Consider the following 16,044-nt stretch of genomic DNA (forward strand, 5'->3'; position numbering starts at 1 on the left):
CCGCCGGACAGCCGTCCCGCCGCACCGTCGCCCCACCGTACGTCCCCGCAGGTCAACGCGTGGGACGTCCCGCGGGGGCGTCAGTTCCGCGCCAAGTGTGGCTGTCCCCGCTCCCGCCCAGCAGTCTCGTCGTCGAGCCGGCCGGTGCGGTCGGCCCGTCTACGAGGGGATGACAGCATGCGCTTGACCAGGAAGTTCGCGGCCGTGGCCGGTGGCATCGTGCTGACCGGTGGCCTGCTGGTCGGCGGGGCGGGGGCCGCCAGTGCGACCCAGGCCGCGCCGCAGGCGGCGTCGGACTGCCCGGCGGGCTGGTTCTGCGTCTGGTCCGGGCAGAACTACACCGGCCACATGCAGAAGGTCGCGGGGACGAACGCGGACCTGACCCAGTTCTCGGTCTTCCAGGACTTCCAGTCCTGGTACAACCACGGCAACTCCTGTGACTTCAAGTGGTACTCGGCGACGAACTACGGCGGATCCAGCGGCGTGATCCCGAGGGGATACAAGACGTACGACAGCGGCCACCACTACATCAAGTCCAACAAGTGGACCAACTGCAGCTGACCGGCCGCCCGAACGCGCCACGGCCCGTCCTCCCGGCGCGGGAGGACGGGCCGTGCGCCTGTCCGGCAGTGCCTCAGAGCCGCTCGGGCGTCCTGATCCCCAGCAGCGCCATGCCCTGGTGCAGGGTGCGGGCCGTCAGGTCGCACAGGAACAGACGGTTCTCCACCTGCTCCGGCGTCTCGGCCTTCAGCACCGGGCACTTGTCGTAGAACGACGTGTACAGCGAGGCCAGCTGGTACAGGTACGCGGCCAGCTTGTGCGGCGCGTACTCCGCGGCCGCCTCGAAGACCGTGTCCCCGAACGCGTCCAGGTGCAGGCCGAGCGCCCGCTCCGCCGGGGCGAGCCCCAGCTCCGGATGCGCGGCCGGCTTCGTCTCCCCGGCCTTGCGCAGAATCGACTGGATACGGGCGTACGCGTACTGCAGATACACCGACGTGTCGCCGTTCAGCGACACCATCTGGTCCAGGTCGAACTTGTAGTCCCGGTTGGGGGAAGTGGACAGGTCGGCGTACTTCACCGCACCGATGCCCACCTGCGCGGCCCGCTCCTGGATCTCGTCCTCGGTGAGGTCCTGCGCCTTCTCCCGGACCACCTCGGCGGCCCGCTGCACCGCCTCGTCCAGCAGGTCCTCCAGCCGTACGGTCTCGCCCTCACGGGTCTTGAACGGCTTGCCGTCCGCGCCCAGCACCGTGCCGTAGCCCATGTTGTGCGCGGTGACGCCGTCGTTCAGCCAGCCGGCCCGCCGGGCCGTCTCGAAGACCATCTTGAAGTGCAGCGACTGGCGCACGTCCACGACGTAAAGCAGCGTCGTCGCGTGCAGGTCCTGGACGCGGTTGCGGATCGCGGTCAGGTCGGAGGCCGCGTAGCCGAAGCCGCCGTCGGCCTTCTGCACGATCAGCGGGACCGGCTTGTCGTCCTTGCCCCGGATCTCGTCGAAGAACACGACGAGCGCGCCCTCGGAACGCACCGCGACGCCCATCTCCTCCAGGAGGCGGGCCGTCTCGGGCATGCCCTCGTTGTACGCGGACTCGCCGACGATCTCCTCGTCACGGATCACCATGTCCAGCTTCTCGAAGACCGAGTAGAAGTAGACCTTCGACTCGTCCACGAACTGCTGCCAGAGCTCGAGGGTCTCCTTGTCGCCCGACTGGAGGGCGACCACCCTCTTGCGGGCGCGCTCCTTGAACTCCTCGTCCGCGTCGAAGACCGCACGCGACGCCTTGTACACCCGGTTCAGGTTCGACATGGCCTGCTCGCCGTCGACCTCCCCGGGCGGGGCCAGCTCGCCGGGGTGCTCGAACAGGTACTGGATGAGCATGCCGAACTGGGTGCCCCAGTCGCCGATGTGGTGCCGGCCGATCGTCTTCTCGCCGGTGAAGTCGAGCATGCCGCGCAGCGCGTCACCGATGACCGCCGAGCGCAGATGGCCGACGTGCATCTCCTTCGCCACGTTCGGCTGCGCGTAGTCGACGACCGTGACGCCCGGGTTCTCCTTCAGCGGCACACCGAGCCGGTCGCCGTCGGCGGCACGCGCCGCGAGCGTCTCGGTGATCGCCCGGTCCGAGATCGTGATGTTGAGGAAGCCGGGCCCGGAGACCTCGACGTCCTTGATCAGCCCCTCACCGGTGACGACGTGGGAGACGACCTGCGTCGCCAGCTCCCGCGGGTTCGCCTTCGCCTTCTTCGCCAGCGCCAGGATCCCGTTGGCCTGGAAGTCGGCCCGGTCACTGCGTCGCAGCAGCGGGTCCGCGCCCGCACCGGCCTCGGGGAGGGCGGTGACCAGGGCGTCGGCGAGACGCTGGTGGACGGAGGACGTGAGGGACGTGACCGAGGCCATGGAGTGGATGCCGTTCCGCTCGTAGGAGTACGAAAACGCCTCCAGTGTCCCACGGGGGCGGACGGGCGGTCGCCCGCATTTACCGCCCGCCCCCGGGCGGCGCGTCAGGCCGTGGGCGCCAGCGCCACGGCCGCGAGGGCCGGGGCGGACTCGGTGCCGTCCGCGTACACGGCCGTCACACGGTAGTAGGCGGCGGTGCCGGACGGAGGGTTCTCGTCGCGGTACGTGTGAAACGCGTCCGAGTACGGGTTCGGCAGCGTCCCCTCGGCGATCCGCTCGTACGAGCTCGTGGCGCGGTCCCAGCGGTAGACCCGGTAGCCGGTGGCACCGTCGACGGAGTCCCAGTTGAGGACGGCGTCACCGACGTTCTCCACCACGTCCAGGCCGGTCACCGGGGAGCCCGGCGGGGTCGGCTCGGCGGGCCGGGTGTCCTGCTCGGTGGCGAAGACGGTGACGGCCTCCGTGTAATTGTTCGAGCCGTCCACCGTGCGCAGCTCCCAGCAGCGCTCCTCGCCGTCCGGCAGCCCCGAGGTGTCCTCGAAGGACGTGGCCCCGCCCGCCAGGGACAGCGTGTTGCCGGCCCCGCAGGTGCGCACCCCGTCGACCGTCTCGGGAGTGCCCACGCGCAGCCAGTAGGCCCGCACGTCGGCGGCGGTCGAGGCGTCCCACCGCAGGGTCGTGCCCCACGGCTGCGGCGTGGCGGTGAAACCGGTCGGCACGGGCGGCGCCACGGTGTCCACGTACTGCACGGCCTTGAAGTCCGTCGAGGTCACGCCGTTGGCGGCCACGGCGAGCACCGTGATGTACCGGTCGGTCGAGCCGCCGAAGTCGGTGAGGACGCAGCGGTACTCGATGTACAGATCGGTATGGAAGATCTCCTCCGCTGCGCAGGCGCGCAGGGTGGTGCGGACCGTGGAGGCGCTGCTGCCGGAGTAGACCCGGAAGCCGCCGCTGTGGTCGTTGTCCGCCGCGACCCGGAAGCGCAGCTCCGGCCGGCCGTTCGCGTCCGGCCTCAGATAGACCGGCACGGCGGGCGCCACCTGGCGCCGGGAGGCGATCGTCACCGGTGCGGAGCGGTGACCGGCCGCGTCGACGGCGTACACCGTGTAGGTGCGGGTGACGCCCGGCCGCGCTGTCGTGTCCTCGTACGCGGCGGCCGCGGCGGTGCCCAGGAGGACCGGCTCCGCGCCGCCGTCCGCACCGTAGACCTGCCAGCGCACGGCGTCGTCCGCCGGAGCGGCCCAGGTCAGCGCGACCTTGTCGGCGTCCGCCTTCGCCGCGAGCCCCTTCACGGCGCCCGGCGCCGACACGTCCGGCGTGGTCACCTCGACCGGCGTGGTGCGCGCCGAGGTGTTCCCCGCGGCGTCGGTGGCCGTGGCCGCGTAGTAGTACGTCTGCTTCTCGGCGGCCGTCTCGTCGTACAGGTACTGCTCACCCGGCGTCTGCCGCAGGTCCATGGCGGCGACCTTCGTGAACGGGCCCGCCGCCGCCGTGGCGCGCCACAGCGTGAAGACGGGGCCGTCGGACGGTTGTACCTGGCCCAGCCAGACGTTGACGCGCGGGATCGGCGTGCCGTCGCCGCCGTCGGTCACCGACACCGAGACGTCGGAGGCGCGCACGTCCGGGACCGCCGGTGCCGTCCGGTCCGGAGTGCTGACGTACGGGCCGCAGGCGGTGGCGCCGTAGTTCGTCCACTTGTCGACGGCCTGGACGCAGAACCGGTACTTCTGGCCGTCCTTCGGCGGGGTGTACACGGCGGTGGTGCCGGTGGTCGTCCAGGAGGCCACGCCGGACGCGGGAGTCTCCACCCGCACCCGGTACTGGGAGATGTCCAGCTCCCGGTTCTTCTTCCAGGCGGCGCTCGCCTTGCCGGTCGCCGCGTCGTACGTGGTGGTGATGCCCGTCGGGGCCAGCGGCGGCTTGCTGTCGGAGGAGGCGGGCCAGGTGAACTTCACCCGGGACAGGCCCGTCCAGTTCACATGGTCGACGCGCACGGTGTGGCTGCCCGAGCCGATGCAGAACATGCCCGGGACGCTGTTGCCGGAGTCACCGGTGTTGGTCCACTTGTTCACCTTCCGCACCCCGTCCACGTACAGCCGCAGGCCGTCCGTGCCGGAAAGACGGTAGGTGAAACAACCGCCCGAACCGAAGTCGCGGGTCAGCGACCAGCGGACACCGAAAGAGTTCGTGGGCATCCCGGAGAACGGAGCGCCCGACCAGGACTGGTCGATCGTGGTGTCGCAGTCCGTCTTCCTCGGCGTGCCGGAGAACGAGGTGTTCGTGTAGAAGGTGCGCTTGAACGTGGTGTCGCCGCAGGTCGTGGCCGCCTCGGCGGCGGGCGCCGCGAGGAGGACGCAGGCCGTCGGCAAGGTCATCGCGAGTCCGGCCGCCCCCACGCGCAGCCCGGCCCGGAATCTGTCTGTGATCACGGCAAGAGGACTGCCGTGGGGCCCCTGGGGTTGTACGGCGACCCAATCCGTTTCCGGCAGGGACAGGCGCGGGTGACAATGGGGGGCGGGTCCCGTCGGCGCAGGCGCACCGGCACGGCCCCGAGGACGTGTCTCCACGGCGTAGCAGAACAAACAGAAAGAAGGACGTGCCGATCGTGGCTCAGAGCACCGAGACCGCCGACTGGGTCTCCCGTTTCGCGGATGACGTCATCGAGGAGTCGGAGCGCCGGGCCCCCGGCAAACCTGTCGTCGTCGCGTCCGGACTGTCCCCCTCCGGCCCGATCCACCTCGGCAACCTCCGCGAGGTCATGACCCCGCACCTCGTCGCCGACGAGATCCGGCGCCGCGGACACCAGGTCCGCCACCTCATCTCCTGGGACGACTACGACCGCTACCGCAAGGTGCCGGCCGGCGTCGCCGGAGTCGACGAGACCTGGGCCGAGCACATCGGCAAGCCGCTGACGTCCGTGCCCGCCCCCAAGGGGTCCGCGCACCCCAACTGGGCCGAGCACTTCAAGGCCGCCATGATCGAGTCGCTCGCCGAGCTGGGCGTCGAGTTCGACGGGATCAGCCAGACCGCGCAGTACACCTCCGGCGTGTACCGCGAGCAGATCCTGCACGCCGTCGCGCACCGCGCCGAGATCGACGCGATCCTCGACCAGTACCGCACCAAGAAGGCCCCGGCCAAGCCCAAGCAGCAGCAGAAGCCCGTCGACGAGGCCGAGCTGGAGGCCGAGGAGGGCTCCGGAGCCGCGAGCGAGGACGACGGCTCGTCCGGCTCCGCCGGCTACTTCCCGTACAAGCCCTACTGCGGCAACTGCGAGAAGGACCTGACGACGGTCACCTCGTACGACGACGAGACGACCGAGCTGACCTACGCCTGCACCGCCTGCGGCTTCTCCGAGACCGTCCGGCTGAACGAGTTCAACCGCGGCAAGCTCGTCTGGAAGGTCGACTGGCCCATGCGCTGGGCCTACGAGGGCGTGATCTTCGAGCCGAGCGGCGTCGACCACTCCTCCCCGGGATCCAGCTTCCAGGTCGGCGGTCAGATCGTCGGGATCTTCGGCGGCAAGCAGCCCATCGGGCCCATGTACGCCTTCGTGGGCATCAGCGGCATGGCCAAGATGTCCTCCTCGCGCGGCGGCGTGCCCACCCCCGGCGACGCCCTGAAGATCATGGAACCGCAGCTGCTGCGCTGGCTGTACGCCCGCCGCAAGCCCAACCAGTCCTTCAAGATCGCCTTCGACCAGGAGATCCAGCGCCTCTACGACGAGTGGGACAAGCTCGACGCGAAGGTCGCCGACGGCTCCGCCCTCCCGGCGGACATCGCGGCCCACTCGCGCGCCGTGCGCACCGCCGGCGGCGAACTGCCGAAGACCCCGCGTCCGCTGCCGTACCGGACCCTGGCCTCCGTCGCCGACATCACCGCCGGACACGAGGACCAGGCCCTGCGGATCCTGAGCGAACTGGACCCCGCCAACCCGCTCGGCTCCCTCGACGAGGCCCGCCCGCGCTACGACAAGGCCGAGGCCTGGATCAACACGCACGTACCCGCCGACCAGCGGACCATCGTGCGCGACGAACCCGACGCCGAACTGCTCAAGTCCCTCGACGACGCCTCCCAGCAGTCCCTGCGGCTGCTGACCGACGGCCTCGCCGACCACTGGTCGCTCGACGGGCTCACCCACCTCGTCTACGGCGTACCGAAGGTGCAGGCGGGATTCCCCGCGGACGCCACGCCCAAGGAACTCCCGCCGGAGATCAAGACCGCCCAGCGGACCTTCTTCGCCCTGCTGTACCACCTGCTGGTCGGCCGCGACACCGGCCCGCGACTGCCCACGCTGCTGCTGGCCGTCGGGCAGGAGCGGGTGCGGGCCCTGCTCGGGGAGTGACGCCGTGAGAAAGCGCCCGGTGCCGTGGGCACCGGGCGCTTTCTCATGCGAAGTGTCTACGCGATGTGCTCTTCCGCAAGCTCCGCGTTGAGCCGGTTGGAGAAGCGATTCACCATCTGCTCGGCCTCGCGCTGCGGCAGCGTGACGTTGTACGTCGCCTCGACGTCGGCGATGAACCCGCGAGGAGTGGGCGCCCCGTTCCCGCTCTTGATCGACTCCCGGAAGACCTGGTAGTACGCGTCCTCGTCCGGCTCCGGCGGGCCACCGCCCTCACCGAGCTCACGGGTGCGACCCGGGCCCGCCGGGATCGGGAAGCTGCCCGTCTCCTCCGGGGACGGCTCCTCGTACACCGGCTGCTCCGTGAACTGCTCCTGCCGGTACTGCTCCTGCTGATACTGCTCGGCCTGCTGCTGCTCATCGAACCACTGCGCGTACTGCTCCGGGTCGTACGTCGGGTCGTAGTCGCCGTGGTACTCCACCTGCTGGGGATGCCGGGCATGCAACCACTGGCTCTCCTCCGGCAGCTGCGGCTCCGGAACCTGCCGGAGCTGCTCCACCGGCTGCGGAGCCGCCGCCACCGCGGGACGGCTCTCCACCGACCGGGCGATCTCCGGCGCCGGCGGCAGCAACGCCGGCTCGATGCCCGCCGCCGCCAGCCCCTCCGGAGCCGTCTGCGCCAGCGGGACCCCGTACCGCGCCAGCCGGAGCGGCATCAGCGACTCCACCGGAGCCTTCCGCCGCCACGCCCGCCCGAAGCGCGAGCGCAACCGCGCCTGATAGACCAGCCGCTCCTGCTCCAGCTTGATCACCTGCTCGTAGGAGCGCAGCTCCCACAGCTTCATCCGACGCCACAGCAGAAACGTCGGGATCGGCGAGAGCATCCACCGCGTCAGCCGGACACCCTCCATGTGCTTGTCCGCTGTGATGTCCGCGATACGGCCGATCGCATGCCGGGCCGCCTCGACCGCCACCACGAACAGCACCGGGATCACGGCGTGCATCCCCACACCGAGCGGGTCCGGCCAGGCCGCCGCACCGTTGAACGCGATCGTCGCCGCCGTCAGCAGCCACGCCGTCTGACGCAGCAGCGGGAAGGGGATGCGGATCCACGTCAGCAGAAGATCCAGGGCCAGCAGGACACAGATACCCGCGTCGATGCCGATCGGGAAGACATACGAGAAGTTCCCGAAGCCCTTCTTGATGGCCAACTCACGGACCGCCGCATACGAACCGGCGAAGCCGATGCCGGCGATGATCACGGCGCCGGAAACGACCACGCCGATGAGAACGCGGTGCATCCGAGTCAGCTGCAGTGGCGCGGCCACCCGTACTCCCCTCCCATTGCGTGCTGTTGCGCGCAACAGAGTGGCACATGTGTACGCCGAACGAGGTAACGGAACGGGTGGAGCCCGATCCCCGCAGGGGACCGGGCTCCTTCAAAAAACGGTGCTGAGCTGCGAGTTGGCGTCCACACGCGGCCCAGATGTGACAGTCAGCTCTTCTTCGACGCTGAGGAGGACGGAGAGGCCGAAGCGGACTTCGAAGGAGACGCGGACGCCGACTTCGACGCCGACCCGGACGGCGAGGGCTTCGTCGTGCCCGCACCACCGCCACCAGCACCGCCGCCGTTCGCCGCCGCCACCGAGGCCACCGCCTCCTTGGCCGCCGCCTCCGCCAGCTTCACCAGCCCGTCCGCATCCGGGGTCTTCTCACCGGCCAGACCCGCCCCGTTGTAGTCCAGCGTGATCACCACGTTCTCGACGCGCGTCACCACCGTCTGCTGCCTGAAGGCGCCTTCCTTCTTCTTCAGGTCGTAGCGCACCAGCGTCGCCTCGGCGCCCGTCCCGGCAACCGGCTCCGACTTCAGGTTCTTCGCACCCTGAGAGCCCTGGGCGTCCTTCACCTGCTTCTCGAAGTACGCATGCGCCAACTGGTCGCCCTCACCACGCGTCGCATCCGACTCGAAGCGCAGCAGCGACACATTGAGCCAGCGGAACTGCGAGCCCTTCACACCCTTGTTGTCCAGACTGCTCCACGAACAGCTCGCCCGCGTCGCCGTATCACCGGACTTGCCCGCCTTGCCGGACTTGACACCCTTCGGCACAAGCGAGCCCAGCGTTTTGTCCGACAGCACCCCACACGAATCCGGCAACTTCTTGTACGCCGCCGCCTGCACCGTCGGCGCCGTACTCGCCGTCGCCGGCGCCGTCTCACCGGCGCTCGCGCCCTTGCTGCCCCCGTCACCCGAGCCCGAGTCCGAGGAGCAGCTCGCGGCGAACACCATCACGGGGACTGCGACCGCGCCCGCAAGCAGACGGCCTGACCGCCTCGCACGCTTCTCTCGCCGGTTGCGCTGGTCTCGCTCTGCTGGTCGCTGCATGGTTCCTTCACTCATGACGCTGTGGTTCCTGAGGTCGGCGGATCGGGTCCGAGGAGCCACCGTACGCGGTGAGGAAACTGTGTGCTTCCGCTTCGTCAGCATCACCAAGGGACGCCCGAGGCAGCCGAACGCCCCCTAACCACCCAGCGTGTCCGCCAACTGCGCAGCCAGATTCCGGGCCCTGTCCTGCATTTCCTTGCTGTCGGGCACGGCGCCGACAGTCGCCGGCTGCTCCTCGTACTCGATGGTCACAATGACGTTGGACGTGCGGAACACCACAGTCACCGTGCGCTGCCGGGCCGTCGAACCCGAGCCGCTCAGAGCGTCGTCCAGGAACGCCTCGTCACCGAGATCGTCGAGAGTGCGGGGCTGAAGACTGGACGGGGTCGCGGACGACGAAGCCGACTCGGAACCGGAAGGGGAGACCGACGCCGAGGAACTGGCACTGGCACTGGAACCGGCAGTGGGACTGGAGCCGGCGGTGGAGGCGGAGGGGGAGCCGGACCCACTCTCCGAACTCGTCGGCTCGGGCAGGTCCGCCGCCGTCTCCTTCCCCGCGAACAACTCCTGCGCCTGCGTGTCGTCGCTCACCGAGTTGTCATAGGAGACCACCCGCTCGAAATCGACCAGCAGCCGGTCGGTCGCGGTCGTCGAGTCCACCTTCCACCGGCAACCCGCCTTGCGGTCGTTGTCGAACGCAAGCGTGGCGTCGCCCGCGTACGCCTTCTCCTGCTGATCCGCGTCCGCGATCGCCTTGATACCCGGCAGCAGCGAGTCCAACGTGTCATGGCTCACCGCAGTGCACGGCCCCGGCAGCGTGCGGTACTTGCCCGGCTGCGCCACGGCACTCGCCGTACCGGCGTTACCAGGGTTCGCGTCATCCGTGGCACCGCCACCGCCCGAACCGCCTGTGCAGCCTGCCAGCAGCGCCACGAGGAGCGCGGCGACGCCGGATACGTACGCCTTCCGCTGCACGGTCGGGCTCCTCTCGACGGTGGTTCTGTGCCGTTGCTCCAGTGTCCCCGCTGGTTAATCGCTTGCCGCGCGGGGGCGTCCCCTGGAGACAATGTCTATCGCACGCACTGCCGTGGACGCCGGTCCGCTGTCCCGTTTCACTGACCTTGGCGCCGGTTTTGCGATCTGAGACTTCTGTCATGTTTTCGGGGGAATGAGGACGATATGTCGTACGTAGAGATGCCGGGCGCGAAGGTCCCGATCCGCATGTGGACCGACCCGGCAACGGTCGAGGACGTGGCCCTGCAGCAGCTCCGCAACGTCGCGACACTGCCGTGGATCAAGGGCCTGGCCGTGATGCCGGACGTGCATTACGGGAAGGGCGCGACGGTCGGGTCCGTCATCGCCATGCAGGGAGCTGTGTGTCCTGCGGCGGTGGGGGTGGACATCGGGTGCGGGATGTCGGCCGTCAAGACGTCGCTGACCGCCAATGATCTGCCGGGGGATCTTTCGCGGCTGCGGTCGAAGATCGAGCAGGCCATTCCGGTGGGGCGGGGGATGCATGACGATCCCGTGGATCCCGGACGGCTGTACGGGTTCGGTACGGCCGGGTGGGAGGACTTCTGGGGGCGGTTCGACGGGATCGCCGAAGCGGTCAAATTCCGTCATGAGCGTGCAGAAAGGCAAATGGGCACACTTGGATCGGGCAACCACATGATCGAATTCTGCCTTGATCAGTCAGATTCGGTCTGGCTCATGCTGCACTCCGGATCCCGGAACATCGGAAAGGAGCTGGCGGAATACCACATCGGTGTTGCTCAGAAGCTCCCGCACAACCAGGGCCTGGTCGACCGTGACCTCGCCGTGTTCGTAACGGATACACCGCAGATGGCGGCGTACCGGAGCGACTTGTACTGGGCGCAGGAGTACGCCAAGTACAACCGCGCGATCATGATGGGACTCCTGAAGGACGTGGTCCGCAGGGAGTTCAAGAAGGCGAAGCCGACCTTCGAGACGGAGATCAGCTGTCACCACAACTACGTGGCAGAGGAAAGCTACGAAGGCATGGACCTGCTGGTGACCCGTAAGGGGGCCATCCGGGCGGGTTCCGGCGAGTTCGGGATCATTCCGGGCTCGATGGGCACCAGCTCGTACATCGTGAAGGGGCTCGGTAACGAGAAGGCATTCAACTCGGCCTCCCACGGCGCCGGTCGGCGCATGAGCCGGAATGCGGCGAAGCGGCGCTTCACGGTCCGGGATCTGGAAGAGCAGACGCGGGGAGTCGAGTGCCGTAAGGACTCTGGCGTGTTGGACGAGATTCCGGGCGCGTACAAGAACATCGACCAGGTGATGGAGCAGCAGAGCGATCTTGTCGAGGTCGTGGCGAAGTTGAAGCAGTTCATCTGTGTGAAGGGTTGATCCGCGAGGACCCCTGGTGCTGAGCCCGGGGTCCTCGTTCAGTTCGTCACTGAGAGCTTGGCATGGGCACCTTTCCGGTGCGTAGACGCCAGAGGCGGATGTAGCAGCTCTTCTCGGTTCGGCCGAGCTCCTTGGCTGCTGCGGCGTCGTTGTTCAGCCGCAACAGCACGCGGTCTTCGTGCGCGGTCCAGCGGCGACGGTCGGGAGCGATGTCAGGTCCATGAATCGGTGGGCGCTAGGCTCGCATTCAGCCACAGGGAAGCCTCACTTCCGTGCTGGTCAGGCCCTCGGCTGGGCGGCATCCCGGTCGAGGGCCGTCGAGTTGATGTTGTGGCGTGAGCCTAGATCGCGAGTTCGGGCGACGTGCGGGTGATCGAGACGGTTCACCCCTGTGAGTTACGCGAGCCGCTTCTCCAGCAGCGTCACCGCATACGGGCTGCCCGACCCGCCGTCCTTTGCCAGCTGTTCGCCGACCACCGTGTAGCCCGCCGACTCGTAGTACGCGCGTAGCCGCGGGTTGGAGGCCAGGCAGTCCAGGCGGGCGTACGAGCGGCCTGCGGCGGTGATGCGGGACTCCGCTTCCGTCAGCATGCGGCGGCCCGTGCCCGGTGGGGCCGTGTGTGGGGCGGTCATCAGGCGGTGGATGTAGCCAGCGTCGGCGGGGCGGGGGCCCCAGGCTGCCGGGTCGTCCCACCAGAGTTCCCAGGCGCCTGCCAGGTGGGGGCCTGCGTGGGCCAGCCAGACCTCGCCCTCCTGCATGCGCGTGCGGAAGTGGGTCTCGTCCTTTTCGCCCGGCTTCCACTGGTCGATTCCCCGGGCCAGTTGCCAGAGCGCGGCCGAGTCGCGGAGGCGGACCAGGGTGCGGGCGTCCGGCGGGGTCGCCTTGCGGAAGGTGAGGGGCGGCCAGGTGGTGGGCCGGGGTTCCAGGAGGGCCGTGCGGAGGGTTGTCGCCAGCGCCTCTGCGTCCAGGGACAGTTCCCGCGTGATGTAGTCCTCCAGCGAGCCGTAGTGCTGCTTCATGGCGGCCAGGAAGGTGCGCATCACCTGCTGCGGGGCCCGGCCGAAGCCCGGCCAGGTCGGTTCGCGGCCGTCGTTTCTCGACTTCCAGGAGGCGAGGATGGCCGGGGCGGCGAGTTCGGTGAGGCTGTAGTCCTCGATGATGGTCTCTTCCGGGATGCCCAGCAACGTCAGGATCAGCGCGGCCAGTTGGCCCGTGCGGTCCTTGCCCGACGCGCAGTGGAAGACCAGCGGGGTGTCCGATTCCGCTGCCTCCGCCACCAGTTCCAGGGCCCGGCGGATCTCCTTGACCCCGTCCTCCGCCACCTCCATGTAGCGCTCCGCCAGGTACGGGCCGGGGTCGACGTCGGGGGCCTGGACCGCCTGCTCGTAGGCGCGGTGCTCGATGCTGAGGTTGTGGTACGCGAAGGAGGGGTGGGAGGGGACGCGTCCGCGCGCCTCCGCCTCCCAGGGGTGGCGGAGGTCGATGACCGTGCGGATGCCGAGGGAGAGGAAGCGGTCCCAGTCCTGTGTGCCCTCGGCCAGCTTGCCCGGGGAGTCCGCGCGGTAGAGGCGGCCGGGGCGGATGCGGTGGCCGTCCGGGGTCGTGTAGCCGCCCAGGTCGCGGAAGTTGTGCAGCGCGTCGAAAGCTATGTGTCGGTCCACAGACCGTGACCCTATGCCTACTTCGCGTGCAGCACCGCGTAGATCATCACGAAGGCCACGATGTGGATGCCGAACAGGAAGTACGCGAGGTAGTACCAGACGTAGCGTTCGCGTTTCTTCTCCAGCCGCAGGCGCTGCTGCTCGGCCTCCCGCTCGGCGTCCTCCGTCATCCGAGTTCCCTGTGGACCTTCGTGTTCGACGCCTGCGCGCGCGGGCGGAGGACCAGGAGGTCGACGTTGACGTGGTGGGGGCGGGTGACGGCCCAGGTGATGGTGTCCGCGACGTCGTCGGCCGTGAGGGGTTCGGCGACGCCCTCGTAGACCTTTGACGCCTTCTCCTGGTCGCCGCCGAAGCGGGTGAGGGCGAACTCGTCGGTCTTGACCATGCCGGGGGCGATCTCGATGACGCGGACGGGCTGGCCGACGATCTCCAGGCGGAGGGTCTCGGCGAGGACGTGCTCGCCGTGCTTGGCGGCGACGTAGCCCGCGCCGCCCTCGTAGGTGCCGAGGCCGGCGGTGGAGGAGAGGATCACGACCGTGCCGTCGCCGCTCGCGACCAGCTTGGGCAGGAGGGCCTGGGTGACGTTCAGGGTGCCGATGACGTTGGTCTCGTACATCGCGCGCCAGTCGGCCGGGTCGCCCGTGGCGACCGGGTCGGCGCCGAGTGCGCCGCCCGCGTTGTTGACCAGGACGCCGATCGTCTTGAAGGCGGTGGCGAACTCGTCCACGGCCGTACGGTCGGTGACGTCGAGCTGGTACGCCGTGGCCCGGTGGCCGGCTGCGTTGATCTCCTCCGCCAGCGCCTCGATGCGGTCCTTGCGGCGGGCGGTGAGGACGACCCGGTAGCCGGCTGCGGCGAGCTGCCGGGCGGTGGCGGCGCCGATTCCGCTGCTCGCACCCGTCACGACGGCGATGCGGGATGCGGCGGACGGTGCGGGTGCCATGCGGTGCTCCTGGTGTCGGGTCGGCGGTCGGCTCCGCCCAGCGTAGGCGAGGGTCAGCCGCCGTTGCGCGGCGCCCACATGATGAGAGCCATGCCGGCCAGGCACACCAGGGCGCCCGTGATGTCCCAGCGGTCGGGGCGGTAGCCGTCGGCGACCATGCCCCACAGGAGGGAGCCGGCCACGAAGATGCCTCCGTACGCGGCGAGGATGCGGCCGAAGTGGGCGTCGGGCTGGAAGGTGGCGGCGAAGCCGTAGGCGCCGAGGGCGAGGATGCCGCCGGTGATCCAGAGCCAGCCGCGGTGTTCCCGTACGCCCTGCCAGATCAGCCAGGCGCCGCCGATCTCGAAGAGGGCGGCGAGGACGAAGAGGGCGGCGGAGCGGGCGACGAGCATGTCTGCAGCTTGGCATGTCTGCCGCCATGGGCAGGTGTGCTGTCACCTGTTGGACGGCGCCTGCCGCGTGCTCCGCGTGGGATACATCCGTACGACTGCGTGGAGTGAGGAGTGGCGGTATGCGGAGGATGCGGATTTCTGTGGTCGGGGTGGCCGCCCTGGTGATGGCGGCTGCTGTGCCGGGCAGCGCCGTCGGGGCTCCGGAGGCCGATCTGGCGTATCACGGTGTCGTGTCCATGGCTGGCGGCCGGGTGGATCTGCGGCTCATGCCGCGCAATTACGGGCCTTCGGCCGTGCCGGACGCGACGGTGCGGCTGCGCTGGTCGGTGGCGCCGGCGAACAAGCAGTCGCTGCCGGGCGGGTGTGTGCGGTCGGGGGAGCGGGTGATGATGTGCCGGGTGGGGGCGCTGACCGCGAACGCGGTGGCCCGGCAGATCAGGTTGCGGGTACGGCTGCGGGGTGCGCCGTCCGAGGTGCGGGTGGAGATCGACACGGCGTGGAACGGGGGTGCCGTCGACCGTCACCGGCACAACGACCGGCAGCGGGTGCTGGTGCTCGCCACGGGGGACGAGTACTCCTTCTAGGGAGGCTGCGTCTTCCGGGGAGGCTGGGTCGTACGATTCCTGCACGGCGCAGATGAACTGGGGCGAAGAGGAGCGGGGCATGGCCGGGAACGTGCGGGAGCGGCTGCTCGACGAGCTGGCCGGTGTCTCGCGCCGCTACATGGCCTCGTACGCCCTCTTCAACCAGGCCGTGGCCGACCGTCTGGGGCTGCACCCGACGGATCTGCAGTGTCTGAACCTGCTGACGCTGGAGGGCGGGCCGGTGACCAGCGGCCGGATCGCCGAGATGACGGGCCTGACGACCGGTTCGGCGACGCGGCTGGTGGACCGGCTGGAGAAGGCGGGCTACGTCGTACGGGAGCGGGACGTGCGGGACCGGCGGCGGGTGCTGGTGGCGACCGTGCCGGAGCGGATCGCCGAGTTCGGGCGGATGTGGGACCGGCTGGGCGGCGGCTGGTCCGCCCTCTTCGAGGAACTGGACGACGCCGAACTCGCCGTGGTCATCGGGCACATGCGGCGCACGGTGGAGTTCAGCGCGCAGCAGGTCGCTCGGCTGCGGGCGGGCGAGGTCTAGGAAACGGTGGCGTCGTAGCGTTCGCGGGCCTCGTGGACCTCGTCGAAGTGGGTTTCGGCCCAGGTCTTCACCGCGGTCAGCAACTGGGCGAGGCTGCCGCCGAGTTCGGTGAGTTCGTAGTCGACGCGGACCGGTACGGACGGGGTGACGGTGCGGGTGAGGATGCCGTCGCGTTCCAGTGAACGCAGTGTCTGCGTCAGCATCTTGGGGCTGACGCCCGCGATCCTGCGGCTGAGGTCGCTGTAGCGCATGGGCCCGGAGGTGAGGGCCGCGAGGACGAGGCTGACCCATTTGTCGCTGAGGCGGTCGAGGAGCTGGTTGGTGGGGCAGGCGCGGAGGAACGCGTCGTACTCCGCGCGGGCCTGTTCGCGCTTCTGGGCCGCCGTTCTGGTCGCCATGGCTCTCCTCCGGGTGAGG

General features: G+C 69.4%; 15 protein-coding genes. 5 read left to right on the top strand and 10 right to left on the bottom strand.

All coding sequences use genetic code 11. The annotated features are described in order from the left end of the window. Positions 1 to 177: 177 nt before the first annotated feature. Positions 178 to 561, top strand: a complete 384-nt coding sequence (locus ACIBW9_RS38430; protein WP_398962234.1) for a peptidase inhibitor family I36 protein — start codon at positions 178 to 180, stop codon at positions 559 to 561. Positions 562 to 634: 73 nt separating this feature from the next. Here ACIBW9_RS38430 and argS read toward each other — a convergent pair whose 3' ends face one another. Continuing rightward, positions 635 to 2,398: an arginine--tRNA ligase gene (argS, locus tag ACIBW9_RS38435; RefSeq protein ID WP_398962237.1), complete on the bottom strand. Its 1,764-nt coding sequence runs from the start codon at positions 2,396 to 2,398 to the stop codon at positions 635 to 637. Between the two features lie 104 nt (positions 2,399 to 2,502). Further along, positions 2,503 to 4,827, bottom strand: coding sequence for a hypothetical protein (locus tag ACIBW9_RS38440; RefSeq protein ID WP_398962239.1), 2,325 nt, complete (start codon positions 4,825 to 4,827; stop codon positions 2,503 to 2,505). Positions 4,828 to 4,994: 167 nt separating this feature from the next. Here ACIBW9_RS38440 and lysS point away from each other — a divergent pair, with 167 nt between their 5' ends. Then, positions 4,995 to 6,740 (top strand): lysine--tRNA ligase, encoded by a 1,746-nt coding sequence (gene lysS / locus ACIBW9_RS38445; protein ID WP_398962242.1) that lies wholly within the window; start codon positions 4,995 to 4,997, stop codon positions 6,738 to 6,740. 56 nt (positions 6,741 to 6,796) lie between these two features. Here the strand turns inward: lysS and ACIBW9_RS38450 are convergent, their stop codons facing one another. The 3 genes from ACIBW9_RS38450 to ACIBW9_RS38460 all read right to left on the bottom strand — a co-directional run bounded on the left by ACIBW9_RS38450 (position 6,797) and on the right by ACIBW9_RS38460 (position 10,095). Next, complete coding sequence (locus ACIBW9_RS38450) at positions 6,797 to 8,065, bottom strand: DUF2637 domain-containing protein (protein ID WP_398962245.1); 1,269 nt, start codon at positions 8,063 to 8,065, stop codon at positions 6,797 to 6,799. A 167-nt stretch (positions 8,066 to 8,232) separates the two neighbouring features. Then, complete coding sequence (locus tag ACIBW9_RS38455; RefSeq protein ID WP_398962247.1) at positions 8,233 to 9,135, bottom strand: DUF3558 family protein; 903 nt, start codon at positions 9,133 to 9,135, stop codon at positions 8,233 to 8,235. A 120-nt stretch (positions 9,136 to 9,255) separates the two neighbouring features. Next, a complete protein-coding gene (locus tag ACIBW9_RS38460) occupies positions 9,256 to 10,095 on the bottom strand; it encodes a DUF3558 domain-containing protein (RefSeq protein WP_398962250.1) in 840 nt (279 codons plus the stop codon). A 204-nt stretch (positions 10,096 to 10,299) separates the two neighbouring features. Between ACIBW9_RS38460 and ACIBW9_RS38465 the strand changes: the two genes are divergently transcribed. Continuing rightward, a complete protein-coding gene (locus ACIBW9_RS38465; protein WP_398962253.1) occupies positions 10,300 to 11,493 on the top strand; it encodes an RtcB family protein in 1,194 nt (397 codons plus the stop codon). Between the two features lie 396 nt (positions 11,494 to 11,889). On the opposite strand, the gene ACIBW9_RS38470 is transcribed toward ACIBW9_RS38465, so the two are convergent. From ACIBW9_RS38470 to ACIBW9_RS38485, 4 genes are read right to left on the bottom strand one after another with little or no spacing between them, the layout of a single operon-like run. Next, a complete protein-coding gene (locus ACIBW9_RS38470) occupies positions 11,890 to 13,155 on the bottom strand; it encodes a GNAT family N-acetyltransferase (RefSeq protein WP_398962256.1) in 1,266 nt (421 codons plus the stop codon). 17 nt (positions 13,156 to 13,172) lie between these two features. Next, positions 13,173 to 13,325, bottom strand: coding sequence for a hypothetical protein (locus ACIBW9_RS38475; protein ID WP_180292214.1), 153 nt, complete (start codon positions 13,323 to 13,325; stop codon positions 13,173 to 13,175). Further along, positions 13,322 to 14,098 carry an SDR family NAD(P)-dependent oxidoreductase gene (locus ACIBW9_RS38480; protein ID WP_398962260.1) on the bottom strand — a complete coding sequence of 259 codons (777 nt, stop codon included), beginning with the start codon at positions 14,096 to 14,098 and terminating at the stop codon, positions 13,322 to 13,324. Before ACIBW9_RS38480 ends, ACIBW9_RS38475 begins: the two co-directional genes overlap by 4 nt. 53 nt (positions 14,099 to 14,151) lie before the next feature. Continuing rightward, the gene (locus tag ACIBW9_RS38485) at positions 14,152 to 14,490 is read right to left on the bottom strand and encodes a YnfA family protein (protein WP_398962263.1); all 339 of its coding nucleotides are present in this window, start codon (positions 14,488 to 14,490) and stop codon (positions 14,152 to 14,154) included. Positions 14,491 to 14,609: 119 nt separating this feature from the next. Here ACIBW9_RS38485 and ACIBW9_RS38490 point away from each other — a divergent pair, with 119 nt between their 5' ends. Next, on the top strand, positions 14,610 to 15,074 hold the full coding sequence (locus ACIBW9_RS38490) for a hypothetical protein (RefSeq protein ID WP_398962265.1): 465 nt from the start codon (positions 14,610 to 14,612) through the stop codon (positions 15,072 to 15,074). Between the two features lie 79 nt (positions 15,075 to 15,153). After that, positions 15,154 to 15,627, top strand: coding sequence for a MarR family winged helix-turn-helix transcriptional regulator (locus tag ACIBW9_RS38495; RefSeq protein WP_398962268.1), 474 nt, complete (start codon positions 15,154 to 15,156; stop codon positions 15,625 to 15,627). Here the strand turns inward: ACIBW9_RS38495 and ACIBW9_RS38500 are convergent. After that, a complete protein-coding gene (locus tag ACIBW9_RS38500; protein WP_398962271.1) occupies positions 15,624 to 16,025 on the bottom strand; it encodes a winged helix-turn-helix transcriptional regulator in 402 nt (133 codons plus the stop codon). The genes ACIBW9_RS38495 and ACIBW9_RS38500 overlap by 4 nt on opposite strands. Positions 16,026 to 16,044 lie beyond the last annotated feature (19 nt).

It is taken from the genome of Streptomyces sp. NPDC049541 (genome assembly GCF_044465725.1).
Taxonomy (GTDB): Bacteria; Actinomycetota; Actinomycetes; order Streptomycetales; family Streptomycetaceae; genus Streptomyces.